The sequence below is a fragment of the Nocardioides daphniae genome, assembly GCF_004777465.1.
GTDB classification, from domain to species: Bacteria; Actinomycetota; Actinomycetes; order Propionibacteriales; family Nocardioidaceae; genus Nocardioides; species Nocardioides daphniae.
This window is the reverse complement of sequence record NZ_CP038462.1, coordinates 1,357,602-1,382,465: the sequence shown is the minus strand read 5'-3', so window position 1 is coordinate 1,382,465 and position 24,864 is coordinate 1,357,602. Positions and strand designations below refer to the sequence as shown.

Annotated in this window: 24 protein-coding genes and 4 pseudogenes; 15 read left to right on the top strand and 13 right to left on the bottom strand. The window is 71.5% G+C overall.

Annotated features, from left to right (window positions below):
• Nucleotides 1–7 precede the first annotated feature (7 nt).
• The 4 genes and pseudogenes from E2C04_RS06815 to E2C04_RS06805 form a co-directional block, all read right to left on the bottom strand.
• Nucleotides 8–433 carry an SRPBCC family protein gene (locus E2C04_RS06815; protein WP_135832046.1) on the bottom strand — a complete coding sequence of 142 codons (426 nt, stop codon included), beginning with the start codon at nt 431–433 and terminating at the stop codon, nt 8–10.
• 283 nt (nt 434–716) lie between these two features.
• Nucleotides 717–764: pseudogene (locus E2C04_RS20765) on the bottom strand (hypothetical protein); the annotation flags it as partial.
• 88 nt (nt 765–852) lie between these two features.
• Nucleotides 853–1,395: pseudogene (locus E2C04_RS06810) on the bottom strand (threonine aldolase family protein); the annotation flags it as partial.
• Between the two features lie 157 nt (nt 1,396–1,552).
• Entirely contained in the window at nt 1,553–2,887 is a 1,335-nt protein-coding gene (locus tag E2C04_RS06805) for a class II 3-deoxy-7-phosphoheptulonate synthase (RefSeq protein ID WP_135832045.1), read from the bottom strand.
• Nucleotides 2,888–2,979: 92 nt separating this feature from the next.
• Between E2C04_RS06805 and E2C04_RS06800 the strand changes: the two are divergent.
• Together E2C04_RS06800 and glpK are read left to right on the top strand one after the other, a co-directional pair.
• Nucleotides 2,980–4,183, top strand: a pseudogene (locus E2C04_RS06800) (pyrophosphate--fructose-6-phosphate 1-phosphotransferase).
• A 42-nt stretch (nt 4,184–4,225) separates the two neighbouring features.
• Entirely contained in the window at nt 4,226–5,692 is a 1,467-nt protein-coding gene (gene glpK, locus E2C04_RS06795; protein WP_135832044.1) for a glycerol kinase GlpK, read from the top strand.
• A 33-nt stretch (nt 5,693–5,725) separates the two neighbouring features.
• On the opposite strand, the gene E2C04_RS06790 is transcribed toward glpK, so the two are convergent.
• The 5 genes from E2C04_RS06790 to E2C04_RS06770 are packed head-to-tail and all read right to left on the bottom strand — an operon-like array spanning nt 5,726 to nt 9,876.
• Entirely contained in the window at nt 5,726–6,646 is a 921-nt protein-coding gene (locus tag E2C04_RS06790; RefSeq protein ID WP_170213491.1) for a hypothetical protein, read from the bottom strand.
• 3 nt (nt 6,647–6,649) lie between these two features.
• On the bottom strand, nt 6,650–7,339 hold the full coding sequence (locus E2C04_RS06785; RefSeq protein ID WP_443093910.1) for a response regulator: 690 nt from the start codon (nt 7,337–7,339) through the stop codon (nt 6,650–6,652).
• Nucleotides 7,340–7,349: 10 nt separating this feature from the next.
• The gene (locus tag E2C04_RS06780) at nt 7,350–7,883 is read right to left on the bottom strand and encodes a flavin reductase family protein (protein ID WP_135832043.1); all 534 of its coding nucleotides are present in this window, start codon (nt 7,881–7,883) and stop codon (nt 7,350–7,352) included.
• On the bottom strand, nt 7,880–9,097 hold the full coding sequence (locus E2C04_RS06775) for an ATP-binding protein (protein ID WP_238694464.1): 1,218 nt from the start codon (nt 9,095–9,097) through the stop codon (nt 7,880–7,882). The genes E2C04_RS06780 and E2C04_RS06775 overlap by 4 nt, the downstream gene beginning before the upstream one ends.
• 8 nt (nt 9,098–9,105) lie before the next feature.
• The gene (locus E2C04_RS06770) at nt 9,106–9,876 is read right to left on the bottom strand and encodes a lysophospholipid acyltransferase family protein (protein WP_135832042.1); all 771 of its coding nucleotides are present in this window, start codon (nt 9,874–9,876) and stop codon (nt 9,106–9,108) included.
• A 114-nt stretch (nt 9,877–9,990) separates the two neighbouring features.
• On the opposite strand from E2C04_RS06770, the gene E2C04_RS06765 reads away from it, so the two are divergent.
• Complete coding sequence (locus E2C04_RS06765; RefSeq protein ID WP_135832041.1) at nt 9,991–10,791, top strand: alpha/beta hydrolase; 801 nt, start codon at nt 9,991–9,993, stop codon at nt 10,789–10,791.
• Nucleotides 10,788–11,351 (top strand): hypothetical protein, encoded by a 564-nt coding sequence (locus E2C04_RS06760; protein ID WP_135832040.1) that lies wholly within the window; start codon nt 10,788–10,790, stop codon nt 11,349–11,351. The genes E2C04_RS06765 and E2C04_RS06760 overlap by 4 nt, the downstream gene beginning before the upstream one ends.
• 9 nt (nt 11,352–11,360) lie before the next feature.
• Here E2C04_RS06760 and E2C04_RS06755 read toward each other — a convergent pair whose 3' ends face one another.
• From E2C04_RS06755 to E2C04_RS06740, 4 genes are read right to left on the bottom strand one after another with little or no spacing between them, the layout of a single operon-like run.
• A complete protein-coding gene (locus E2C04_RS06755; protein ID WP_135832039.1) occupies nt 11,361–12,290 on the bottom strand; it encodes an ROK family protein in 930 nt (309 codons plus the stop codon).
• Nucleotides 12,287–12,745 carry a hypothetical protein gene (locus tag E2C04_RS06750; RefSeq protein ID WP_135832038.1) on the bottom strand — a complete coding sequence of 153 codons (459 nt, stop codon included), beginning with the start codon at nt 12,743–12,745 and terminating at the stop codon, nt 12,287–12,289. Before E2C04_RS06750 ends, E2C04_RS06755 begins: the two co-directional genes overlap by 4 nt.
• On the bottom strand, nt 12,742–13,911 hold the full coding sequence (locus E2C04_RS06745) for an ArsA family ATPase (protein WP_135832037.1): 1,170 nt from the start codon (nt 13,909–13,911) through the stop codon (nt 12,742–12,744). Before E2C04_RS06745 ends, E2C04_RS06750 begins: the two co-directional genes overlap by 4 nt.
• A 40-nt stretch (nt 13,912–13,951) precedes the next feature.
• Complete coding sequence (locus E2C04_RS06740) at nt 13,952–14,389, bottom strand: SRPBCC family protein (RefSeq protein ID WP_135832036.1); 438 nt, start codon at nt 14,387–14,389, stop codon at nt 13,952–13,954.
• A 135-nt stretch (nt 14,390–14,524) separates the two neighbouring features.
• On the opposite strand from E2C04_RS06740, the pseudogene E2C04_RS06735 reads away from it, so the two are divergent.
• The 11 genes and pseudogenes from E2C04_RS06735 to E2C04_RS06690 form a co-directional block, all read left to right on the top strand.
• Nucleotides 14,525–15,991: pseudogene (locus E2C04_RS06735) on the top strand (AMP-dependent synthetase/ligase); the annotation flags it as partial.
• A gap of 193 nt (nt 15,992–16,184) precedes the next feature.
• Nucleotides 16,185–16,316, top strand: coding sequence for a hypothetical protein (locus E2C04_RS22270; protein WP_477529301.1), 132 nt, complete (start codon nt 16,185–16,187; stop codon nt 16,314–16,316).
• A gap of 239 nt (nt 16,317–16,555) precedes the next feature.
• Nucleotides 16,556–16,996: a hypothetical protein gene (locus E2C04_RS19475; RefSeq protein WP_238694462.1), complete on the top strand. Its 441-nt coding sequence runs from the start codon at nt 16,556–16,558 to the stop codon at nt 16,994–16,996.
• Nucleotides 16,900–17,301, top strand: a complete 402-nt coding sequence (locus E2C04_RS06730; RefSeq protein WP_238694496.1) for an RcpC/CpaB family pilus assembly protein — start codon at nt 16,900–16,902, stop codon at nt 17,299–17,301. Before E2C04_RS19475 ends, E2C04_RS06730 begins: the two co-directional genes overlap by 97 nt.
• Before the next feature lie 10 nt (nt 17,302–17,311).
• A complete protein-coding gene (locus tag E2C04_RS06725) occupies nt 17,312–18,541 on the top strand; it encodes a CpaE/TadZ family protein (RefSeq protein WP_135832034.1) in 1,230 nt (409 codons plus the stop codon).
• Nucleotides 18,542–18,545: 4 nt separating this feature from the next.
• The gene (locus E2C04_RS06715; RefSeq protein WP_170213490.1) at nt 18,546–20,120 is read left to right on the top strand and encodes a TadA family conjugal transfer-associated ATPase; all 1,575 of its coding nucleotides are present in this window, start codon (nt 18,546–18,548) and stop codon (nt 20,118–20,120) included.
• Nucleotides 20,120–21,220: a type II secretion system F family protein gene (locus E2C04_RS06710; RefSeq protein WP_135832031.1), complete on the top strand. Its 1,101-nt coding sequence runs from the start codon at nt 20,120–20,122 to the stop codon at nt 21,218–21,220. The genes E2C04_RS06715 and E2C04_RS06710 overlap by 1 nt, the downstream gene beginning before the upstream one ends.
• Before the next feature lie 2 nt (nt 21,221–21,222).
• Nucleotides 21,223–22,164 (top strand): type II secretion system F family protein, encoded by a 942-nt coding sequence (locus tag E2C04_RS06705; RefSeq protein ID WP_135832030.1) that lies wholly within the window; start codon nt 21,223–21,225, stop codon nt 22,162–22,164.
• A complete protein-coding gene (locus E2C04_RS06700) occupies nt 22,148–23,776 on the top strand; it encodes a sensor histidine kinase (protein WP_135832029.1) in 1,629 nt (542 codons plus the stop codon). Before E2C04_RS06705 ends, E2C04_RS06700 begins: the two co-directional genes overlap by 17 nt.
• An 11-nt stretch (nt 23,777–23,787) precedes the next feature.
• Entirely contained in the window at nt 23,788–24,459 is a 672-nt protein-coding gene (locus tag E2C04_RS06695) for a response regulator transcription factor (RefSeq protein ID WP_135832028.1), read from the top strand.
• Nucleotides 24,460–24,620: 161 nt separating this feature from the next.
• Nucleotides 24,621–24,812, top strand: a complete 192-nt coding sequence (locus E2C04_RS06690; protein ID WP_135832027.1) for a Flp family type IVb pilin — start codon at nt 24,621–24,623, stop codon at nt 24,810–24,812.
• Nucleotides 24,813–24,864: the final 52 nt, after the last annotated feature.

Genomic DNA, 24,864 nt, shown 5'->3' with positions numbered 1-24,864 from the left:
ACAAGGGTCAGGGCTCCTGGCGCTCGACGTGGTCGCGCATCCGTTTCCAGTTGGCCCGCTCCCAGCGCCCTCCGACGAGGCGGAAGAGCGGCGCGAGCACGCGGGCTCGCCCGAGCAGGCGGTACTCCCAGTCCCAGCTCATGACGGTGACGCCCGGTCCCTCCTCCCGGAACGTGAGCGGTCCGTCGCTCCACAACCAGGAGCTCGTGCTCCGACTGCGCAGCAGATGGGGCCGTTCGAGCTCGACGAGCTCGACGTCGGTCACCCAGCGCTTACCGAAGACGGCGCGATACCTCGATCCCGCACCCACCGGTGGCGGGGTCAGCCACTCCACCGACGAGATGGCGGGATTCCACGACGGCTCGTCCACCGCGGCGTCGAAGACCACCTCGCGCGGACGAGCGATCCGCAGCTGACCGCGCATACGTGCCACAGGTCGAGGCTAGCCCCGCCCGGGCAGCTCCGCCAGACGCGCCAGCACCTCGGCCGCCCGCTTCACGTCGGCCTCGTCGACGTCGAGGTGGGTGACCAGGCGCACGGTGCGCGGCCCGACCGCCGAGACGCGTACGCCCTCGCGTGCCGCCGCTGCCACGAAGCCGGCGGCGTCGGCGTGCTCGAGCACGACGATGTTGGTGTCCCCCCGCCGGGTCGACGCCGCAGGCCTCGGCGAGCAGCCGGGCGTGGGCGTGGTCGGTCGCCAGCCGCTCCACGTGGTGGTCGAGGGCGTGCAGCCCGGCGGCAGCGAGCACGCCGACCTGCCGCATGCCGCCGCCCATCCGCTTGCGCCACACCGCGCTCGGCGACCGCGTCGGCCGAGCCGACGAGCAGCGAGCCGATCGGGGCGCCCAGCCCCTTGGAGAGGCAGACCGCCATCACGTCGGCGACGGCGCCGTAGTCACGCAGCGGGGTGCCGGTGGCCACGTGGGCGTTCCAGATGCGGGCACCGTCCAGGTGGACCGCGCAGCCGACCTCGTCGGCCCAGGCGCGCAGGGCCTGCAGGTCCTCGACCGGGGTGACGGTGCCGCCGGCGAAGTTGTGGGTGTTCTCCACCGCGACCGCGGCGGTCGGCACGAAGAAGGGGCCCATGTCGGGGGCGTACAGGTGCTGGACGGCGTCAAGGTCGACACCACCGCGCGGGTGCGTCCAGGTGCGCATCGTCACCTGGTTGTAGACGGCGTGGGCGCCCAGCTCGGCGCGGGCGATGTGGGCGGAGCTCTCGCAGAGCACCTCCTGACCGGGCGCGACCACGCTGCGCACCGCGAGGACGTTGGCCATCGACCCGGTCGGGGTGAAGAGCGCGGCCTCGTGCCCGAAGAGGTCGGCCACCCGCTCCTGGAGCTCCGCGACGGTGGGGTCCTCGCCGTAGACGTCGTCGCCCACCGGGGCGTCAGCCATGGCACGGCGCATCGCCGGGGTCGGCTGGGTCAGGGTGTCCGAACGCAGGTCCACGAGGTCGCTCACCCCGCGAGCCTACGCACGGACGCTCGGACGGGCGGCACGGACACCAGGTCCTTGCCGCCCGTCCGCAGAGGATCGGTCAGTCGTCGACGCCTCAGGCCTTGCCGCAGCATCTCGCGACGAGGAACGACATCTCCAGCGACTGCACGCGACTCAGGCGCGGGTCGCAGACCGTCTCGTAACGGTTGGCCAGGCCGGCCTCGTCGATCAGCTCGCCACCGCCGACGCACTCGGTGACGTCGTCACCGGTGAGCTCGACGTGGAGGCCGCCGGGCCAGGTGCCGAGCGAGCGGTGCACGTCGAAGAAGCCCTGGACCTCGTCGATGACGTCGTCGAAGCGACGAGTCTTGTAGCCCGAGGACGCCTCGAAGGTGTTGCCGTGCATCGGGTCGCAGACCCACGCCACCTGCACGCCCGCGGCCTTGACCTTGTCGACCAGCGTCGGCAGGCCGTCGCGGATCTTCTTGGCACCGAAGCGGGTGATGAAGGTGAGCCGGCCCGGGATGTTCTCCGGGTTGAGCTTGGCGGCCAGGGCCAGCGCGTCGTCCGCGGTGGTCGTCGGGCCGAGCTTCACGCCGATCGGGTTGCTGATCCTGCTCAGCAGCTCGACGTGGGCACCGTCGAGCTGACGGGTGCGCTCGCCGATCCACACCATGTGGGCCGACACGTCGTACGGCTTCTCGGTGCGCGAGTCGATGCGCGTGAGGGAGTGCTCGTACTCCAGCAGCAGCGCCTCGTGGCTCGAGTAGAAGTCGACCCGGTGGAACTCGTCGGGGTCGGCGCCGATCGCCTGCATGAAGGTGAGGGCGCGGTCGATCTCGCTGGCGACCTTCTCGTAGCGCAGGCCGGCGACCGAGTCGCGGACGAAGTCGGTGTTCCAGGCGTGCACCTGGCGCAGGTCGGCGTAACCACCGGTCGTGAAGGCACGCACGAGGTTCAGCGTCGAGGCCGAGGCGTTGTACATGTCGACCAGGCGCTGCGGGTCGGGGATGCGCGCCTCGGGCGTGAAGTCGAAGCCGTTGACGGCGTCGCCGCGGAAGGCGGGCAGCGTCACGCCGTCGCGGGTCTCGTTGTCGGAGGAGCGCGGCTTGGCGTACTGACCGGCCAGACGGCCGACCTTCACCACGGGCACCGACGCCGCATAGGTCAGGACCACGGCCATCTGGAGCAGCACGCGCAGCTTGTTGCGGACGTTCTCGGCGGTGACGCCGTCGAACGTCTCCGCGCAGTCGCCGCCCTGGAGCAGGAACGCCTCGCCGCGGGTGACCGCGGCCAGCTTCTCCGTCAGGTCGTCGCACTCGCCGGCAAAGACGAGCGGGGGCGAGTTGCGCAGGCGGGCGACCGCACTGTCGAGCGCAGCAGCGTCAGGGTAGGTGGGCTGCTGGACCCGGCCGAGGGCGTTCAGTTCTTCGAGGCTCGGGATGGTCACCCCCCAAGGGTACGTCCGCCCGCCGCGCGCCCCCGCCACGGCCACGTTCTCGCCGCTGGGTGAGACACGCGTACGCCCCCTATCATCGCCGCATGGCCCCCGCACGCGTTGCCCTGCTGACCGCCGGCGGATACGCCCCCTGCCTCTCCTCGGCCGTGGGGGCGCTCATCGAGACCTGGACCCGCCGCTCCCCCGACACCGAGATCGTCGCCTACCGGCACGGCTACGAGGGCCTGCTGCGCGGCGACAGCATCGTGGTCGACGACGAGGCCCGCCGCGGCGCGGCGGTGCTCCAGCGCTTCGGCGGGAGCCCGATCGGCAACAGCCGGGTGAAGCTCACCAACGACGAGAACTGCCGGCGCCGCGGCCTGATCGGCCCGACGAGACCGCCCTCGACGTGGCCGCCCGCCAGCTGGTGGCCGACGGCGTCGAGGTGCTGCACACCATCGGTGGCGACGACACCAACACCGCCGCGGCCGACCTCGCCGCCCACCTGGCGCGGCAGCAGATCAACCTCACCGTCGTCGGCCTGCCGAAGACCATCGACAACGACGTCGTGCCGATCAAGCAGACCCTCGGGGCGCAGACCGCCGCCGAGCAGGCTGCGATCTTCGCCCGCAACGTGCTCGCCGAGCACGGCTCCAGCCCGCGGATGCTCATCGTGCACGAGGTGATGGGACGGGCCTCGGGATGGCTCACCGCCGCGGCCGCGCGGGCGTACCTGCGGTGGCACGACGAGCAGGAGTGGCTGCCGAGCATCGGCCTCAGCGCGGAGCGGTGGGGCATCCACGGTCTCTACGTGCCGGAGGTCCCGATCGACATCGACGCCGAGGCCACCCGGCTGCGGGCGGTGATGGACGAGATCGGCTGCGTCAACATCTTCCTCTCCGAGGGGGCCGGCGTCGCCGACATCGTCCGGGAGCTCGAGGAGTCCGGCACACCCGTCAAGCGCGACCCCTTCGGCCACGTCATGCTCGACAAGATCAACCCGGGCCGCTACTTCGCCGAGCAGTTCGCCGAGCGGCTCGGCGCGAAGAAGACGATGGTGCAGAAGTCCGGCTACTTCTCCCGCTCCGCCGCGGCCAACGAGACCGACCGGGCCCTGGTCCGCGAGATGTGCGAGCTGGCCGTCGAGAGCGCCCTGGCGGGGTGCCCGGCGTGATCGGCCACGACGAGGAGCGCGGCGACGAGCTGCGCGCCATCGAGTTCGAGCGAATCGCCGGCCACAAGGCCTTCGACGCCACGCAGCCGTGGTTCACCGAGATGCTCGAGAAGATCGGCCAGCCGACCCCCTGAGCCTGCCGCTCCCCCGGCACGACTCCCACTAAGGTCTCGCCCATGAGCGTTCTCGCGATCGACGCAGGCACGACCGGCGTGACGGCCGTGGTGGTCGCCACCGACGGCAGCATCGTGGCCAAGGGCTACCAGGAGTTCACGCAGCACTTCCCCCGACCCGGCTGGGTGGAGCACGCCCCGGAGGAGATCTGGCAGGCGACGATCGCCGCCACCCGCGAGGTGCTCACCCAGGTCGACGCCGGCGAGCTGACCGCGCTGGGCATCACCAACCAGCGCGAGACGGTGGTGCTGTGGGACCGCGAGACCCTCGGCTCGCCGCGACGCGCCATCGTGTGGCAGGACCGCCGCAGCGCCGACATCTGCGTTCGGTTGCGCGAGGAGGGCCACGAGGAGCGGGTCGCCGAGCTGACCGGGCTGCGCCTCGACCCCTACTTCTCCGGCACCAAGCTGGTCTGGCTGCGCGAGAACGAGCCGCACACCTGGGCCCTGGTCGAGTCGGGCCGGTACGCCGTCGGCACCGTCGACTCCTACCTCATCGCCCGCATGACCCGCGGCACCTGGCACGTCACCGACGTCTCCAACGCCTCGCGCACCCTGCTCTTCGACTTGCACACCGGCGACTGGTCCGACGAGCTCTGCGCGCTCTTCGACGTCCCGCGCGAGGCGCTGCCCGAGATCGTCCCGAGCTGGGGCGTCATCGACGACACCGACCCGGCGTCGTTCTGCGGACTCACCCTCCCGATCGCGGGCATCGCCGGCGACCAGCAGTCCGCGCTCTTCGGCCAGACCTGCTTCGACGAGGGCGAGACCAAGTGCACCTACGGCACCGGTTCCTTCATCCTCACCAACACCGGCACCACGCCGGTGCGCTCCGAGGCCGGCCTGCTGACCACGGCGGCGTGGCGCTCGCCGGAGGGCGAGACGACGTACGCCCTCGAGGGCTCGATCTTCGTGACCGGCGCGGCGGTGCAGTGGCTGCGTGACGGGCTGCAGATCATCGGTTCCGCCGCGGAGGCCGAGGCGGTGGCACGCACCGTCGACGACACCGACGGCGTGGTCTTCGTGCCGGCGCTCACCGGGCTCGGCGCACCGCACTGGGACCCGCACGCCCGCGGCCTGGTCATCGGCATCACGCGGGGCACGACCCGGGCCCACGTGGTGCGGGCGACGCTCGAGGCGATCGCGTACGAGGTGCGCGACGTGCTGGAGACCATGCCCGACCTCGCCTCGATCAAGGTCGACGGCGGCGCGGCGGCCAACAGCCTGCTCTGCCAGGTGCAGGCCGACCAGGTCGGGCTGCCGGTCGAGCGGCCGAGGATCGTCGAGACCACCGCCCTGGGGGCCGCCTTCCTGGCCGGGCTGGGCACGGGCGTCTGGGCCTCCACCGACGACCTCAAGGCCACCTGGCAGCTCGACGCGCGCTTCGAGCCGGCCGCCGAGCGCGACGAGGCCGACGCGAAGTACGCCCGGTGGCAGGATGCGGTGGAGCGGTCGGAGGGGTGGGCCTGACCTGACAGGGGCTGCTAAAGCCCTCCGCGGCGCTCAGTCGCGCTCCAGACGCGCCAGCACCTCGGCCGCGTCGTCGCGCTCCCCCTCGGCAGCTGCGAGCTCTCCGTCGGCCTCCTCGCGCGCCTCCTCCGCCTCGACCAGCTCCTCGTCGACCTCCTCGGCCTCCGCCTCCAGGTGCGCCACCTTGCGGCGCAGCTCGTCGGCCTCCGAGCGCAGGCGCAGCAGCCTGGCCTCGAGGTCGTCGACGCGGCGTAGGGCCGCACGCTGGGCGCGGGCTGCGCGGGTGACCGCGCGCTCGGCGGCGGCGACCTCCTCCTTCGCGGCGCGACGCTCCTTCGTACGACGCTCCGGGTCCGGGACCAGGCGCAGGACGGGGCGGGGCGCCTCCTCCTGGGGCGGCGCCTCCCGCGGCGGGGCGGTGAAGCCGAGCGCGTCGGGCAGGGCCACCGACCCGGTGAGGTCGACCGCCTCCACGCCGGTGACGGCGATCGCCTGCACCAGCAGGCCCGAGCGGACGGCAGCGGCAGCGCCCTCGTCGAGCAGGGCCGCTGTGAAGGTGGTCTCGACCTGGTCGACCACCGACTGGGTGAGGCGCTGGCCCTCGTCGGCGGCGACGGCGCGCGCCCGCGACGCCATCGCGGCCGTCACCTGACGGCGCTGGCGGCTCAACGCCCGGAGCTCGTCGCCGTCCAACGCGCTCTGCGCGTCGCGCAGCGCCGCCCCCAGGTCGAGCAGCTGCTCGACCTGCTCGGCCTCGCGACGGACGAAGACGTTGACCGCCCAGGCAGCCACCGTCGGCTTGCGCAGCGCCTTGACGCGCGCGGCGAGCTCCTTGTCCTCCGTCTTGAGCTCCGCCGCGCGGGCGTCACGGGAACGGGTGAAGTCGGTGACGGCGAGCGCGTAGAGGTCGTCGGCCTCGCCGAGCAACCGCTGCGTCGCCTCGTCGTGGGCCACCGCTCACTCCTCGTCGTCGTCCAGGCCCTGCTCGATGGCCCACCGGGTCAGCTCCACACGATTGTGCATCTGGAGCTTGCGCAGGGTGTTCTGCACGTGGTTCTGGACGGTCCGGTGGGAGATGACCAGGCGCTCGGCGATCTGCTTGGAGCCCCAGCCCTTGGCCACCATGCGGAGGACCTCGGTCTCGCGCTCGGTGAGCTGGGACGCCTCGGACTGCTCCTCCTTCGGGTCGGAGAGCCGGCGGAACTCGCCCAGCACCAGACCGGCCAGGCCGGGCGTGAAGACGGTCCCACCAGCGGCCACCCGGCCGACCGCGGCGATCAGGTCGGCGCTGGAGGCCGACTTGACCAGGTAGCCTGTCGCCCCGGCCTTGAGTGCCTCGAGCACGTCGGCCTGCTCGCCACTGGCCGAGAGGATCAGCACCCGCGCCGACGGGTCCTGGGCCAGCACCGTCCGGGTGACCTCCACGCCGTTGGGTGCGGGGATCTGGAGGTCGAGCACGACGACGTGCGGACGGGCCGCGGCGAAGCGGGTGATCGCCTCGTCGCCGCTGGCAGCGACCGCGACCACCTCGAAGCCTGCCTCGGCCAGGTCCCGCTCGACGGCGTTGCGCCACATCGGGTGGTCGTCGACCACCATCACCTTGGTCGCCACCCCGGTCGCCTGGTCCCTGCCCACGGTCTCCGTCACGCGCCCGAGGCTACTGGTCGTCGCCGCTGTCCGCGTCGGCCGCGCGCCGGTATCGGCCACGTCGGTGGACCAGCGGGTCGTTCTCGACGTCGACGTGCAGGTCGACCACGCGGGCGGTGTAGAGCCTGGACCAGCCGACCTCCGTCTGGGCCTCCCGCTCCACCCGCGCCCAGGTGCCCGCCGAGAGCAGCCGGGGTCCGTGGTCGGTCTCCTCGAACTCGGCCATCCGGAAGGGGCCGCCGGGGGCTGGCGAGAGGCCGGCGAAGGCGTCCGCCAGGTCACGGTGGTGCCACCGCAGCAGATGGACCACCGCTCGGTCGGTGCGCTCGAAGAGCTCGGCGAAGTCGGAGAGCGGGTCGACCAGGCTCAGGACGCGCCCCTCGTCACCGCGGGCGACCATCACGCTCGAGACCGTGAGCCCAGCGCGCTCGGCGCCGTCGCCCGCCGTCCACAGGGTCACCACGCCACCCAGTCGGGCCCGCAGACGGCGTACCTCGTCGGTGGGCGTGTGCCCGGTGAACGGGTGCTCGGGGTGGATCGTCATGCGTGTGCGTCCTCCTTCACGTGGCAGCGCCCCGGTCCGGCACCGGGAGCGTCAGCTCCCACTCGGTACCCCAGTCGCCGGTGTGGACCTCCGCGCGGCCACCGATCTCCTCCATGCGGCCGCAGATCGAGGACTGCACCCCGAGGCGACCCTGCTCGCGCGCCTCGGCCAGCCGACCCTCGGGGATGCCCCGGCCCCTCGTCGCGCACGGAGACCACGACCGTGTCGCTGTGGTCCTCGACGAGCACCCACGCCGGTGCCGTGAGCCCGACGTGCAGGCGTACGTTGTCGAGGCAGGCCCCGACGGCACCCATCAACGCCTCCACCACGGCGCCGGGGAGCACCACGGCGCGACCAGGGGTGGCGACGGTGACCGTCGGCCCCACCGCCTGCTCCAGCGCGCCGGCCAGGTCGCGCGGCGCGTCGTCCGGAGCGTCGGCCTCGAGACCAACCCGCGGGGCACCGACCGGTCCGGGCACCGACGCGATGGTCCAGGCGTCCTGGGCGTGGATCAGGGCGCGCAGCGCGGCCTCCTGCTCCCCGGCGAGCCCGGCGAGCTGGGCCCAGTCGGCGTCCGCCTCGGTGCCGCCCTTGCGCTGCACCAGGGCGAGCACCTGCAGCACCCCGTCGTGGACGGCACGGGCGAGCCGCGCGCGCTCCCCCGCCACGGCTGCCCGACGCTCCGCGACGGCGCGCTCGCTGGCCATCACCTGCAGGCTCTGGCACATGTAGCCGATCAGGGCACCGCCGAGCATCAGCAGGAAGACGTTGCCGTAGTTGGTCTGGGTGATCTCCGGCCGGATCGACAGGTCGACCGTGGAGACGACGGCGGCAGCCAGCACTCCGCCGCGCCAGTTCCACCGCACCGCCCAGGCGAGCACGGCGCACATCACCCAGAAGCCGGGCAGGGTGGCGTTGAAGTCCGCCCCCTTGAGGAGTGGGGTGACCGCCAGTGCGAGCACCGCCAGCACCAGGTCGACGACGTGGACCCACGTCGTACGCCCCTCCGCGCGGCGGTAGAGCAGGTGGACGGTGACCGTCCAGGCCAGCAGGACCGCGATCGCCACCAGCGTCCAGCCCTGGCGCTCGAAGTTGTCCCACCGCCAGGCAGTGAGGACCAGGGTGTTGAGCGTGACGACGAGCCGGAAGACCGCCAGCGCGCGGTGCAGTCGGTCCTCGACCGCCAGCCGGGCAGCAGCCTCGAGCGTCGGCACGGCCGGGCTCAGGACGCCCTCTCGTCCCCGCGGCCCAGCAGCTCGCCGTCGACCTCGGCCCGCTCGCGGGCGGCCTCGGCAGCCTTCGCCGCGGCAGCAGCCTTCTTCGACTCCTCCTTGGCCTTCGTGGCGTACATGTCCACGTACTCCTGGCCGGAGAGCCGCATGATCTCGTACATGATCTCGTCGGTGACCGAGCGCAGCACGTAGCGGTCGTTCTCCATGCCGGCGTAGCGGGAGAAGTCGAGCGGCTCACCGAAGCGCACGTGCGGGCGGGTGAAGGAGCCGAAGGTCTTGCCGGGCGGGGCGACCACGTCGGTGCCCACGACGGCCACCGGGATCACCGGGACTCCGGTGGTGAGGGCCAGCCGGGCGACGCCGGTCTTGCCGCGGTAGAGCTTGCCGTCGTGCGAACGGGTGCCCTCGGGGAAGATGCCGAAGAGGTCGCCGGCCTGGAGGATCTTCGCGGCCGACGCCATCGCCCCGGCAGCGGCGCTGCCGCTGGCCCGGTCGATCGGGACCTGCCCGACGCCGGAGAAGAACATCTTCTGGAAGAAGCCCTTCACGCCCGGGGTCGTGAAGTACTCCGCCTTCGCGACGAAGGTGACGCGACGCGGCAGGGTGAGCGGCATGAAGAGCCAGTCGGCGTACGACAGGTGGTTGCACGCCATGATCGCCGGCCCCTCCGAGGGGACGTTCTCGAGCCCCTGGGTGTGGGGGCGGAAGATGATCCGGAGGAAGGGCCCGAGGGCGATCCACTTGAGGAACCAGTACAGCACGACGTGAGCCTAGCCCCTGGCGAGCTCGGGCAGGGGCGCACGACCCTCCCGGAGTGCCGGGTGAGACATGCCAATCCCTGTCCTCGTATCCGCTACTGCGGCACAATCGTCGACATGACCGAAGCCGACCTCGTCGCCCCGCTGAGCCTCCCCGCCCGCCCCGAGCTGACCGGGGGCCGTCGCGTCGGGGTGCTGGTGAGCCACGGGTTCACCGGATCGCCCGCCTCGGTGAAGCCGTGGGCGCAGTCGCTGGCCGACCTGGGGTACGCGGTCGAGGTGCCGCTGTTGCCGGGCCACGGCACCTCGTGGCGCGACCTCAACACGCGCCGCTGGGAGGACTGGTACGGCACCGTCCGGGAGTCCTTCGACAAGCTCGCCGCCGAGAACGAGGTGGTCGTCGTCGCCGGGCTGTCGATGGGTGGCGGTCTCGTGCTGCGTCTCGCCGCGGACCTCGGCGACCGGGTCGCCGGGATCATCCTGGTCAACCCCGCCGTCGCCACCACCCGCAAGGACGTCCTGGCGCTGCCCGTGGTCAAGCACGTGCTCGGCGCGCTCCCGGGCATCGCCAACGACATCAAGAAGCCGGGCGTGCGCGAGCACGGCTACGACCGCACGCCGCTCAAGGCCGCCCACTCGATGATGCAGAACTGGCGACCGCTGCGTGACGCCCTGCCGCAGGTCACCGCCCCGGTGCTGCTCATCCGCTCGGCCGTCGACCACGTCGTCGACCCGTCGTCGGCCCGGATCATCCGCGCCGGCGTCTCCTCGCCCGACGTCACCGAGCTCGTGCTGCCCGACAGCTTCCACGTCGCCACCCTGGACAACGACGCCGAGACGATCAACGCAGAGTCGGCCGCCTTCGTGGCCCGGGTCGTCGCCGCCTCCCGGACCGAGGTCGGCGGCGCTGAGGCATGACCACTCCTGACGAGGACGAGGCCTGGCGCCTCATCGTCGACAACTACGCGGAGACGGCCAACAGGGAGGTCGACCTGCCGCCCCTCAAGGCGAGTGGCACCGATGACACCGCGCCGAAGCAGGACGCGCCGGAGCAGGACCTGGCGGAGCAGGACGTGCCGGAGCAGGACGTGCCGGCGGAGGAGTCGGACGAGGCGGACGGCACCACCCCCGAGCCGGTCGAGCAGCGCGACGACGTCCCGCGACCCGGCCCCTTCCTCGGGCCGGTCCACGACGAGGCCCCGTCGCTGCCGGCGTGGCTCGACACCCCGGCCGAGGAGGAGCGCTTCGTCCCGCCCACCCCTCCGCCGGCTCCCCCGATGCCGTGGCGCCGACGCGCTGCCTGGATCGGCGTCTTCGCCGCTCCGGTGGTCTTCGTGCTGGCCGCGATGACCGGCGTCTACCTGCCGCGAGCGTTCATCGGGTTCCTGGTCGTCGGCCTGGTCGCCGGCTTCGGCTACCTCGTGCTGACGATGCCCAAGGAGCCGCCGGACCCGTGGGACGACGGTTCACGGGTCTGACCCGGCCCCTCAGCCGGCCGGCGACCCTTGGGTGAGGCGCCGCGCGAGCGCTGCCGCGCCCACCACGCCGGCGTGCTCCGCGTGATGGGCGACCACGAGGTCGGGCACACGCCGGTGCCGGGCAGCGAGCAGGTGCGTACGCAGTGCGGCCGCCGCCGGGGCGAGGACCAGGTCACCGGCGGACGAGACGCCCCCTCCGACGACCACGACGGCGGGGTCCAGCGCGGAGACCAGGTTGGCCACCCCGACGCCCAGCCAACGGCCGACGTCGGCCAGCGCGGCCACCGCCAGCTCGTCGCCCGCCCGGGCCGCGGCCGTGATCGCCGGCCCGGTGGCCAGACGTCCCTCGGCGGCCACCTCGAGGGCGGTGCCCGAGGCGTACCTCTCCCAGCAGCCGCTCAGCCCGCACGGGCACGGGCGACCGTCGGGCACGAGCTGCATGTGGCCGAACTCGCCGGCCATGCCGCCGGCACCCCGGACCACACGGCCTCCGATGAGGAGTCCGCCACCGATCCCGGTGCCCAGCGTCACCAGCACCGCGTCGGAGACCCCGGCCAGGACGCCGTGCTCGACCTCCGCCCACAGCGCGCAGGTGGCGTCGTTCTCCAGGGCGACCGGCAGGCCCCACCGCGACGACAGCCGGGCCCGGACGTCGGCGTCGCGCCACGGCAGGTGCGGCGCGAAGGCGACCCGCTCCCCCGCGCCGTCGACGAGCCCGGCGGCCGCCAGTCCGACGCCGTGCGGCGTCACGCCCTCACAGACCAGGTCGAGCGCATCGGTGAGTGTCTGCTCCAGGGCGGCCTCGGTGGCCCTCGGCCCGCCCGACTCGAGCCGCGCGGTGCGCAGCACCCGGCCGGTGGCATCGACCAGCCCGGCCAGGACCTTCGTACCGCCGACGTCGATCCCGACCCAGACGGGACCGTCCACCGGTTCGCTCACGGGGTCGGCTCGTCGTCGAGGGGGATGTGCTGCACCCGCTCGTCGCCCGACCCTTCGGAGGCACCGCCCGCTGGCCGGTGGCCGGAGCCGCCCCGCGCCGAGTCGGGCACGGCCGTGGCCATCAGCGCCGCAGCGGCCTTGAGCAACGACGACGCAGCAGCGCCCAGGTGCGTGGTGACCTCGGGGCTGAGGCTGCGTACGACGTGCACCGTGCGGCAGATCGGGCACCACGTGCACTCGGGGGCACCGGTGGCGAGGTGCTCCTCGAAGCCCCGGGCCACCTGCTGCACACCTTCGCAGGCTTGACGCACGACCTCCTCGGCGCCGTGCTGCGCGTCGGCGCCGTGGTGGGAGACCCAGCCGGAGACCGCGCCCAGGAGCCGCAGGGCCTCCTCGCCCAGCGAGCCGACCTCGTGGTCGTGCCCGGGGCGTGCGCCCTCGTCCTCCGTGCTCATGTCCCCTCCTCGGTGAACCTCACCCGCAGCTCCCCCTGCGACACCCCGGCCCCGGCGACCTGCATCCGGGTCAGCGAGGCGGGCAGCGTGAGCAGGCGACGATACGGGCCGTGGGTGATGACCAGGACGTCCGCACTCCTGGCGAGATCGACGTCGGCCCGCTCGGCCTCCGGCAGGGCCAGGTGCAGCACGGCTCCCCCCTCGGTCGGCTCGATCCGGAAGGGCCGACGCCCCGTCGCCGGGGCGAACGGGTCACGGTCGCCGTAGAGCGCGGCCGCGACCTCGCGGAGCTGCTCGACGCCCAACGGCTCCCTGCTGCGGTAGGGCGAGGTCCACACGTCCAGCGCGGCGAAGGAGTCCTGCACGTCGGCCAGCACCTCGGCCTGGGCCTCGACCCAGCCGCTGCGCCACTCGTCGGCGCCCTCCTGCGGGAAGACGCGGTTCACCACCACGCCGTCGACGGGGTAGCCGTAGAGGGAGAGCGTCGTCCACGCCCGCCGTGCCTCGGCCAGGACCATCCGCTCCGGGGTCAGCACGACCCGGACGCTGGACTGCTCACCGCTGAGCAGCTGCTGCACCTCGGCGAGCTCGGCGTACAACCGCTCGATCGCGTCGAAGACCGCCTCCTGGGGCATCGGCACGCCGGCCGCCCTGGAGAGCACCGGGCGCAGCGCCTTGACCACGCGGCGCTCCACCGGGAAGAGGCGGCGCATGTACCAGTTCAGCGCCTCCGGCAGCGCGAGCAGCCGCAGCGTCTCCGCGGTCGGTGCGCAGTCGACGACGATCACGTCCCACTCGCCGCTGAGTGCCTGCGTACGCAGCTCGAGCAGCGCCAGCACCTCCTCGGCACCGGGCAGGACGGTCAGCTCCTCCGCCGCCAGCGGGTCGAGCCCGGCGGCGTCCAGGACGTTGCGCAGGTAGCCCTGGATCTCCGTCCACGAGCGCTCGAACTGCCGCTGGGCGTCGACCTGCTGCACGAAGAGCAGCGGCGCCACCTCGGTCGGGCCGGAGCCCACCCCCGCCGCGAAGGCGTCGCCGAGGGAGTGGGCGGTGTCGGTGGAGACCACCAGGGCGCGCAGGCCACGCTCGGCGGCCAGCGCAGCGGTGCCCGCGGCCACCGTCGACTTGCCCACGCCGCCCTTGCCGGTGAAGAGGAGCAGTCTCACTGGCGTCACTCCGGAGGGGCAGCAGGGGCGGGGCGGAAGGTCAGAGCGACTCGACGCGCTTCTTGAGGCCCTTGAGCGCGGTGTCGATCAGGATCTTCTCGCCCTTGCGCTTGAGCATCCCGATCAGCGGGATGGCGACGTCGAGCGCCAGGCGGTAGGTGACCTCGGTGGTCCCGTCGTTGCGCTCGGCGAGCACGTAGGCCCCGTCGAGGGCCTTGAGCATGCGTCCCTCGGCCAGCGTCCAGGTCACGGCGCGGTCACCGTCCCAGTCGTAGACGAGGGTGTACTCGTCCTTGATCGGCGAGACGTCGAGGGCGAAGAAGACCGAGCGGGCACGACCGCCCTCGCCGGCGTCGACGACGCGCGCCTCCCGTACTCCGGTCGCCCAGGCGGGGTAGGACTCGAAGTCGGCGATCACGTCCATGATCGCCGCGGCAGGGGCCTGGATGACGATCGACGACGTGGTCTGCTCGGCCATCTTGTTCTCCGCTCGCTCGCAGGCGGGCGAGGTCGCCCGCTCCCGACTGGTGTGTTCGTGGAGACTACCGGATCACACCTGCCCATCCCCCGGAGGTAACCTGCGGGTAACAACAGCTGACTGGAGGCCCTGACGATGCGTGAGTACTCCTCACCCTTGACCATCGAGATCCCGAAGACCGGGAACCTGACCGACGACGTCGTGAGGAACGCCCAGGAAGCTCCTGAGTCGATCGCGTTCCGTCGCAACACCGGGCAGGGATGGGTCGACGTCACCGCTGCACAGTTCCTCGCCGAGGTCCAGGCCGTCTCCAAGGGCCTCGTCGCCGCCGGCGTCGAGGTGGGTGACCGCGTCGCCCTGATCTCCAAGACCCGCTACGAGTGGACGCTCTTCGACTACGCCATCTGGTTCGCCGGCGCGGTCACCGTCCCCGTCTACGAGACCTCCTCCACCGAGCAGGTCCAGCACATCCTCGCCGACTCCGGCGCCGTTGCCGTGGTGGCCGAGTCCCCCGACCACGTGGCCCGGGTCGCCGAGGTGCGCGACACCCTGGCCGACCTGCGTGAGGTCTGGTCGATCGACGCGGGCGCCGTCGAGGCGCTCTCCGCCGCCGGCACGGGCGTCGGCGACGACGAGCTGGAGGCACGGCGTACGACCGCCACCCCGCTCGACCTCGCGACCCTGATCTACACCTCCGGCACCACCGGTGTGCCGAAGGGCTGCATGATCACCCACGGCAACTTCATGTTCGAGCTCGGCGTGGCCGTCGAGGTCGAGATCAACGAGCTCTTCGCCGAGGGCGCCTCGACGCTGCTCTTCCTGCCGCTGGCCCACGTCTTCGCCCGGATCATCCAGATCGGTGCGATCAAGGCGCGCAGCACGGTGGGCCACAGCGCCGACATCAAGAACCTGGTCGACGACCTCGGCGTATTCAAGCCGACCTTCATCCTGGCCGTGCCGCGCGTCTTCGAGAAGGTCTTCAACTCGGCCTCCCAGAAGGCCGCCGCCGAGGGCAAGGGCAAGATCTTCAACCGTGCCGCCGACGTGGCGATCGCCTGGTCTCGCGCCGTCGAGAAGGGTCGCGTCCCGCTCGGCCTCAAGCTGCAGCACGCGCTCTTCGGCAAGCTGGTCTACGGCAAGCTCCGCACCGCCCTGGGTGGTCGCTGCGAGTACGCCGTCTCCGGTGGCGCGCCGCTCGGCGAGCGCCTCGGCCACTTCTACCGCGGCATCGGCCTGGTCGTCCTCGAGGGCTACGGCCTCACCGAGACCACCGCGGCACTCGCGGTCAACCAGCCGACCGCCAACAAGATCGGCACCGTCGGCCGCCCCTTCGCGGGCACCAGCGTGCGCGTCGCCGACGACGGCGAGCTGCTCTTCAAGGGTGGCCAGGTCTTCGCCGGCTACTGGAAGAACGAGAAGGCGACCGGCGACGCCGTCGACCGCGACGGCTGGTTCCACACCGGTGACGTCGGCGAGATCGACGAGGAGGGCTTCGTCCGGATCACCGGCCGCAAGAAGGAGATCCTGGTGACCGCGGGCGGCAAGAACGTCGCCCCCGCCGTGCTCGAGGACCGTCTGCGCGGCCACCTGCTGATCGACCAGTGCATGGTCGTCGGCGACGGCCAGCCCTTCATCGGTGCCCTGATCACCCTCGACGAGGAGACCGTCCCCGGCTGGGCGGCCACCAAGGGCAAGACCGGCTCGATGGCCGAGCTGATGTTCGACGCCGACCTGCGCGCGGAGATCGACGCCGCCGGTCGAGGAGGCCAACAAGGCGGTCTCGCGGGCCGAGTCGATCCGCAAGTACACGATCCTGCCCGCCTCGTGGACCGAGGAGGGCGGCCAGCTGACGCCGAGCCTCAAGCTGCGTCGCAACGTCGTCATGCGTGAGTTCCGCGAGGACGTGGAGGCGCTCTACCTGCCCTGATCCGAGGGGCTTGGTCCACAGGGGCCGTCGGGGGTCAACACCCCCCGACGGCCCCTCCCTCATTTCGGGGAGAGTGATCCTTCGAAAACGCCCACACGCCCCGGTCCAGACAACTAGCGTTCGAATCGACGTTTCCGCCCCACCTGTCCCACGCATTCGGCAAGGTGGCGGCTGATGTAGAACCGGCGCTCGATCCACGGTGGATCGGCCTGCCTTGGACCGAGAGGGTCAAAGAACTCATGGATCGACGCAAGCTCCTTCTCGTCGTGGCCGTCGTCGTGGCCGCGATCGGCGCGGCCTTCGTGTTCGTCTACGTGCAGGGCGCTGACAAGCGCGCTGCCGGCCAGTACGAGACGGTCGAGGTCCTGACCGCCGTCCAGCCGATCCTGACGGGCGAGGACATCTCCCAGGCCGCCGAGGCCGGCAAGCTGCAGCGCACGCGCATCCCGCGCAACGTGCTCCTGCCCACCGCCGTGGCCACCGTCGACTCCCTCAAGGGCCTGGCCGCCAACACCAACATCTACCGGGCGAGCAGATCGTCCCGGAGAAGTTCGGTGGCGTCGCCGAGGCCTCGCGCCTCCCGATCCCCAAGGGCCAGGTCGCGGTCTCGGTCGAGCTCAGCGACACCGCCCGCGTCGCCGGCTTCGTCCAGGCCGGCTCGGAGGTCGCCATCTGGGTGACCGCCGCCGCCCTGCTGGAGGACCCCGACGCGGAGGCCATCCCGTTCACCCGCCTGCTGCTGCCCAAGGTGACGGTCCTCGCGGCCGGCTCGACCACCCTGATCGCCCAGACCTCCACGGAGGCGGACGGCACGGAGACCACCGAGCAGCTGCCCCGCACCCTGCTGACCCTGGCCGTTGACCAGGACCAGGCCGAGCGGCTCAAGTACGCAGCCGCCAACGGCGAGCTCTCCTTCGGCCTGCTGTCCGAGGACAGCAAGGTCCAGAAGAGCAACGGCGTCACCGCCAAGAACCTCTTCGACTGAGGACGACACCATGCCCATTCTTCTCGGAGCGGACCCGCAGACCGCAGCCCAGGTCCTGACCGTGCTCCCCCAGGGGAGCCAGGTCGTGGACTCGGCGGAGCGCCTCTTCGGCTGGCTCAACGCCCACCCTGACGAGTACGCGGTCCTCATCGGCCCGAGCGTCGGCGTCCCCGACGCGGTGGCGCTCGCCGAGCGCATGCGCACGACGATGCCGACCACCACGGTGGTGCTCCTGCGCCACGAGGTCGACACCACCGTGCTCACCCAGGCGATGCACGCCGGCGTCCGCGAGGTCGTCGCCGCCCAGGACCTGGCCCAGGTCGGCGGTGCCATCCAGCGTGCCCACGCCCTGGCGGTGGCCCTGCGCGGCAACCAGGCCTCCGGTCGCAACCACGAGGGTGGCCGGGTCGTCACGATCTTCTCCCCCAAGGGTGGGGTCGGCAAGACGACCATGTCGGTCAACCTGGGCATCGCGCTGATGCGTGGCGGCGAGAACAAGGTCTGCGTCGTCGACCTCGACCTGGCGTTCGGCGACATCGCCATCACGCTGCAGCTCTTCCCGACGCACTCGATCGAGCACGCCATCGGCGGCGAGAGCTACATGGACGAGCAGTTCATCTCCCAGCTCATGACCCCGCACGAGAGCGGCCTGATGATCCTGGCGGCCCCCAGCGCCCCCGACGCCCGGGAGCGGGTCAGCGGCGTGCTGGTCGCGCGACTGCTCCAGACGCTGCGCGAGCAGTTCGACTACATCGTCCTGGACACCGCACCGGCCTTCGACGAGCAGACGCTGACCGCGCTGGACGAGACCGACGAGTGCATCGTCGTCGCCACGCTCGACGTGCCGACCCTGAAGAACGTCAAGGTCGCACTCGAGACCCTCGACGTCCTGGGCGTGGCCGAGGGCCACCGCCACCTGCTGCTCAACCGCGCCGACGAGCAGGTCGGCATCAGCGCGGACAAGGTCGAGGGCATCCTCGGCATGGACGTCGCCGTGCAGGTGGCCACTTCGTTGGACATCGCCAAGGCCACCAACGCGGGACGTCCGCTCATGCTCTCGGCGCCGTCGCACCCGTCGTCCAAGGCCGTCCGCTCACTGGCCGACCGCCTGATGGGCATCGCGACCGACTCCGCAGCCACTCCCCCGTCGCCGAGGACGCACTCCTCGTCCGCCCCCGCCCAGGCCTCCTCCGACAAGCGCGAGGACAGCCCGAAGCGCTTCCGCATCAGCAGGAGATGAATCGATGAGCAACCTCTCCGAGCGTCTCGCCGCCCGCCGTCAGGCCGAGGCGGCAGCCGCTGCGGCCGCGGCTCCGGCCGCCCCCGCTGCCCCTGCCGCCCCGGCCGCTCCCGCACCTGCTGCGGGCGCCCCGCCCATGGGCGACATGACGCTCCCGCCGCTCCCCCCGGTCGCTGCACCGGCCGCGCCGAAGGCGCCCGCCGCCAAGGCAGCACCGGCCAAGGCCTCGAGCTCGCCGCTGCAGGACCGGCGCGGGCCCGCCAGCACCGAGTCAGGCGGCAAGCGCGCGCTGCCGGCGAAGGGCGCCGACCGCATCGAGGAGCTCAAGGCCTCCGTGCACGCCGAGCTGCTGCGCCAGCTGGGTCCCCAGCTCTACGACTCCAACCTGGAGCAGAGCGAGCTCGACCAGAAGGTGCGCGCGGCACTGGCCGACGTGCTCGCCAAGCAGGACCGTCCGATCAGCGCCAGCGACCGCCAGCAGGTCACCAGCGAGATCACCGACGACATCCTCGGCTACGGGCCGATCGAGCCCTACCTGCGCGACCCCGACGTCTCCGAGGTCATGGTCAACGGCTCGCACAACATCTGGCTGGAGAAGAAGGGCCGTCTGGTCCAGGCCGACGCGATCTTCCAGGACGAGGCACACCTGCGTCGCACCATCGACAAGATCGTCAGCCGCGTCGGTCGACGCGTCGACGAGTCCAGCCCGATGGTCGACGCCCGCCTCCCCGACGGCTCACGTGTCAACGCGGTCGTCCCGCCGCTGGCGATCGACGGCTCGTGCCTCACCATCCGCAAGTTCGCGGCCGACCCGCTGACCGCCGACGACCTGGTGCGCTTCGGCTCCTTCACCGAGAAGACCAAGGCCTTCCTGGACGCCTGCGTCCGGGGTCGCCTCAACATCATCGTCTCCGGGTCGACCGGTGCCGGAAAGACGACCACGCTGAACGTGCTCTCGTCCTTCATCCCGGCCGACGAGCGCATCGTCACCATCGAGGACGCCGCCGAGCTCCAGCTCAAGCAGGAGCACGTCGTACGCCTGGAGTCGCGCCCCTCCAACATCGAGGGCAAGGGTGCGGTCACGATCCGCGACCTGGTGAAGAACTCCCTGCGCATGCGCCCTGACCGCATCATCGTCGGTGAGGTCCGTGACGCCAGCGCGCTCGACATGCTCCAGGCCATGAACACCGGTCACGACGGGTCCATCTGCTCGCTGCACTCCAACGGTCCGCGAGACACCCTGTCGCGCATGGAGACCATGGTGCTGATGGCGGGCATGGACCTCCCGATCAAGGCCATCCGTGAGCAGGTCGCCTCCGCGGTCGACCTGATCGTGCACCAGGCCCGCTTCAAGGACGGCTCACGCCACATCACCCACGTCACCGAGGTGGAGCGCATGGAGGGCGACATCATCACCCTCCAGGACGTCTTCGTCTACGACCACTCGGCCGGCTTCGACGCCGACGGCAAGACGCTGGGTGGCCTCAAGTCGACCGGCCTGCGGCCCAAGTTCCTCGAGAAGATGGCCTACAACAACGTCACCGTCGACCCGCGGATCTTCACGGCAGGAGGGTTCTGATGCGACGCCTCCTCATCGTGGGGGCGGTCTCCGCCCTCGCCACTGGAGCCGTGCTCCTCACCGCCTCGGGCGCCTCGGCGGCCGAGACGGTGCCGAGCGTCCCGGACAACCTCTACCTCCCCGAGTGGGGCAAGTACGCCGCGATGGGCCTCGTCGCCCTCGCCGCGCTGCTCCTGGTGCTCGGCCTCTTCCTGAAGCCGAAGCAGGCCGAGCTCACGCTCGAGGAGCGCGTCACGCTGTACGCAGCCGGTGGCGGCGCCCCCGAGGGTCAGGGCAACCACCGGGCACCGCAGCCCGACCAGCTCGCCCAGTTCAAGGGCGCAGCGGAGTCGGTGCTCAAGCGCAACACCTCGCTGGAGGCCCGGATCGCGAGCCGCCTCGACGCGGCCGGCAGCGGCCTGAACACCTCCGAGTGGCTCCTGCTGCACATCGGCATCGTGATCGCGGCCGGCCTCGCCGGCCTCCTGATGGGTGGCGGCAGCATCTTCGTGGGCCTGATGTTCGTGGCCCTCGGCGTCTTCGGCCCGTGGCTCTACCTGGGCTTCCAGAAGAGCCGCCGGGTGAAGAAGTTCAACGCCCTGCTGCCGGACACCCTGCAGCTGATGTCGGGCTCGCTCTCGGCCGGGCTCTCGCTCGCCCAGTCGATCGACACCATCGTCCGCGAGGGCAGCGAGCCCATCGCCGGTGAGTTCAAGCGCGTGCTGGTCGAGACCCGCCTGGGCGTGCCGCTCGAGGACGCCATGGAGGGCATCACCGAGCGCTTCGAGAGCAAGGACTTCGCCTGGATCGTCATGGCGATCAAGATCCAGCGCCAGGTCGGTGGAAACCTCGCCGAGCTGCTGGACACCGTCGCCGGCACGATCCGTGAGCGCGAGTACATGCGTCGGCAGGTCGACGCGCTCGCCGCGGAGGGCAAGATCTCCGCGTACGTCCTCGGTGGCCTTCCGCCGCTCTTCGGCCTGTACCTGTTCCTGACGCAGCCGGGCTACATCAACCCCATGTTCGAGAGCCCGATCGGCTGGGCCATGCTCGGCGGAGCCGCCGTGATGCTCGGCGTCGGTGCCTTCTGGATGAGCCGACTGATCAAGGTGGAGGTCTGACCATGGTGCTCCTTCTGGGATTCCTCTTCATCGTCGCCTCGGTGACGCTGGTCTTCATGGCCTTTCCCAAGGCCGAGGTCAAGCAGACCGGTGGCGTGGGGCGCTCCATCGCCGCGCTCGAGGCGATGGGCCACACGGCCACCCCGGAGCTCACCGCCGAGCTCCAGCGCCCGTTCAGCGAGCGCGTCCTGGAGCCCTTCCAGGAGCGCGCCCTGGCCATCGGCCGCCGGCTGTCGGGGGCCGACAACTCCGAGCGGATCTACCGCAAGCTCGAGCTAGCCGGAAACCCGCCCGGGTGGTCCGTCGACCGGGTCGTGTCGATGAAGGTCATCGGTGCCGTCGGCGGCCTGGTCGGCTTCCTGCTCTTCTCCTTCATGCTGGACTTCGCCCTGCTGACGCGGCTGATGTTCGTCGCCGCCGGCGCGCTGGTCGGCTACATGGGCCCGAACATGTACCTGTACCAGAAGGCGTACGACCGTCAGGCCGAGCTCGCCAAGGAGCTCCCCGACGCGATCGACCTGCTCACCATCTCGGTCGAGTCGGGCCTCGCCTTCGACGCGGCCGTCCAGCAGGTGGCGCGCAACACCAGCGGCCCGCTGGCCGCGGAGTTCTCCCGGGTGCTGCAGGAGATGCAGATCGGCAACGGTCGCGCCTCCGCCCTGCGCGCGCTGGCCGACCGCACCAACCTGGACGACCTGCGCTCCTTCGTGAGCGCCATGGTCCAGGCCGACGCCTTCGGCATCCCGATCGCCCAGGTGCTGCGCGTGCAGTCCTCGGAGATGCGCACCAAGCGTCGCCAGAAGGCGGAGGAGAAGGCCCAGCAGGTGCCGGTGAAGATGACCGTCCCGCTGATCTTCTGCATCCTTCCGACCCTCTTCATCATCGTCCTCGGCCCGCCGCGCTGTCGATCATGTCGTCGTTCGGCTGATGTCGCGCAGGCCTGACCTGCAGCACACGGGGCTCATCGAAGGCTCCCGTGCCTTCGTCCTGCTCGCCGTCGCGGCCGCCGTCGTCTGGAGCCGCGACGGCGAAGCCGTGTCCGGGCTGCTGGCGCTGGCCACCATCTGGGTCACCACCTCGTGGGCGATGCGGAGCCCCGCTCCGCCGTTCCTCTACTCGATCGTCGAGTCGGCGCTCGTCGCCGCGGTCGCGGGGCTGTACCTCGACATCGCACCGACCCTGCTGGCCAGCCTGGCGGTGCCGCCCTTCGTGCACGGCCTGCTGCGTGGCATCCGCGGGGTCGTCGAGACGTTGGCCGTGCAGATCATCCTGCTGGGCTCGCTCGTGGCGCTGCGTGACTCCGTGCCCGACCCGACCGAGGTGGCCGACCTCTTCACCTGGCTGGTCACCGGCCTGGGCCTGGGGCTGGTGGCGAGCTTCTTCGTCTTCTCCCCCGTGCCCGACGACGGCAGCGCCGCCTACCAGGAGGCCCGCGCCCTGATCAGCGAGCTCAACGACCTCTCCGGCCAGCTGGACGGTGGGCTCGACCCGACGACCATGGGTGGCGCCCTGCTCGACCGGATCGCCGCCGAACTGCCCCTCGCCTCCGTGGTCCTGCACGTCCACCGCGACGGCGTCCTGCTGCCGCTGGTCAGCCGCGTCGTCGACCCCTCGGTCGGGCCGGGTGAGAGCGACCTCGCCGAGGACGTCTGGCGCGACTCCCGCGCACGGGTCGTGGACCACGAGTTCGCCTTCCCGGTGGTCACCTCGGGGACCCCGGTCGCCGTGGTCAGCGGGCGCCTGGCCCCGGGGCTGCCCGTCGTGCCCGACCAGCTCGTCGAGGAGCTCGACCGGCTGGCCACCGACCTGGGGCCCGCGGCCCTGCAGCTCGACACCGCCCAGCTCTTCGCCTCCTTCCGCGACGCCGCCATGTCGGAGGAGCGCCGGCGCTTCGCCCGGGAGATGCACGACGGAGTGGCCCAGGACATCGCCTCGATGGGCTACGTCGTGGACGCCTTGGTCTCGACGGCGACCCCGCAGCAGGAACAGGCCCTGGTCCAGCTGCGCGACATGATCTCGCGGGTCGTCGCGGAGGTGCGCAAGTCGGTGATGACGCTGCGTACCCAGGCAGGATCGAGCGAGAGCCTGGGCGCCGCGATCGCCACCCTGGCACGCCACCTCAGCGACGTCTCCGGCACACCCATCAAGGTGACCGTCGACGAGCGCACCGCCCGGCTGCGCCACGAGGTCGAGGCCGAGCTGCTGCGCATCGCCCAGGAGGCGATGAACAACGCCGTCAAGCACTCGAGGGCCACGCTCATCGACGTCACCTGCCGCGTCGAGGCGCCGTACGCTGAGATCGTCGTCTCCGACGACGGCCTCGGGCTGCAGGCCGGTCGCCGCGACTCCCACGGCCTCTCGATCATGCGGGAGCGCGCCGCCTTGATCGGAGGCGTCCTCGAGGTCCGCTCGAGCCCTTCGCGAGGCACCACGGTCAGCGTGCGCGTCGGCCACCTCCCCGGGCCGGGCGACCCCTCGACCACCCGTTCCGTCCCCGCGCAGGGGACCCACCGTCCGTCCACCGCATCGATCCGTCCCCCGTCTCGGGGCGCGTGACAGGAGAGAACATGAGCCAGACCGAACAGCCCCACACCGACACCACGCGCGTCCTGCTGGTGGACGACCACGAGCTCATCCGGCACGGCCTGGCCACCGCCTTCCTGCTCGACCCGGCGACGGAGGTGGTGGGGCAGGCGGGCTCGGTGACCGAGGCGATGGAGGCGTTCGCGACCCACGCCCCGGCGGTCGTGGTCACCGACCTGCAGCTGCCCGACGGCACGGGGCTCGACATCGTGCGGGCGATCAGGCGCGACTCCCCCGACACCGGGGTCGTGGTGCTCACGATGCACTCCGGCGACGAGCAGATCTTCGCCGCCATGGAGGCCGGCGCCTCCGCCTTCGTCGGGAAGGACGCCCCCTCGACCGAGGTGGTCAAGGCGGCCAAGCACGCAGCGGTCTCGCCGCGCACCTTCCTCTGCGCGAGCCTCTCCGGCGCGATGATCCGTCGGATGAGCGGGGAGACCAACCGGCTCTCCGACCGCGAGCACGAGGTGCTGGTGCTCCTGGCCGACGGCCTGGGGGCCATGCAGATCGCCAGCACGCTCTTCATGAGCGAGTCGACGGCGAAGTCGCACATCACCCGCATCTACCAGAAGCTGGGCGCCACCAACCGCGCCCAGGCACTCGTCACGGCGATGCGGAGCGGGCTGCTGTCCTCCATGGGTCCGGGGGGCTACTGAGACGCCCAGACGTACCATGCCCGACATAGTCACAAGTGACTAGAAGAGCCTGCCTTTTCCTCTGATCGCGACCCTCGGACAAGTCGCACAGGATGGTGCCAACGGATCAGGCGAATGCCTGCCGGACCACCAAGCAAGCATTCTCCGGAAAGGTTCTCACCATGCTTCAGTTCCTCACCATCATGCTCGACTCCGCCAAGGCCAAGCGCGACGAGCGCGGCGCCTCCGCCGTTGAGTACGGCCTCCTCGTTGCCGGCATCGCGGCCCTGATCGTCGCCGCCGTCTTCCTCTTCGGTGGCCTCGTCTCCGACATCTTCACGGGCACCAAGGACTCCATCGAGAGCTCGATGTGATCTGAGGCTCTTGCCTTTGCTGGCGCGGTCTCGGGGATCCTCTCCGGGACCG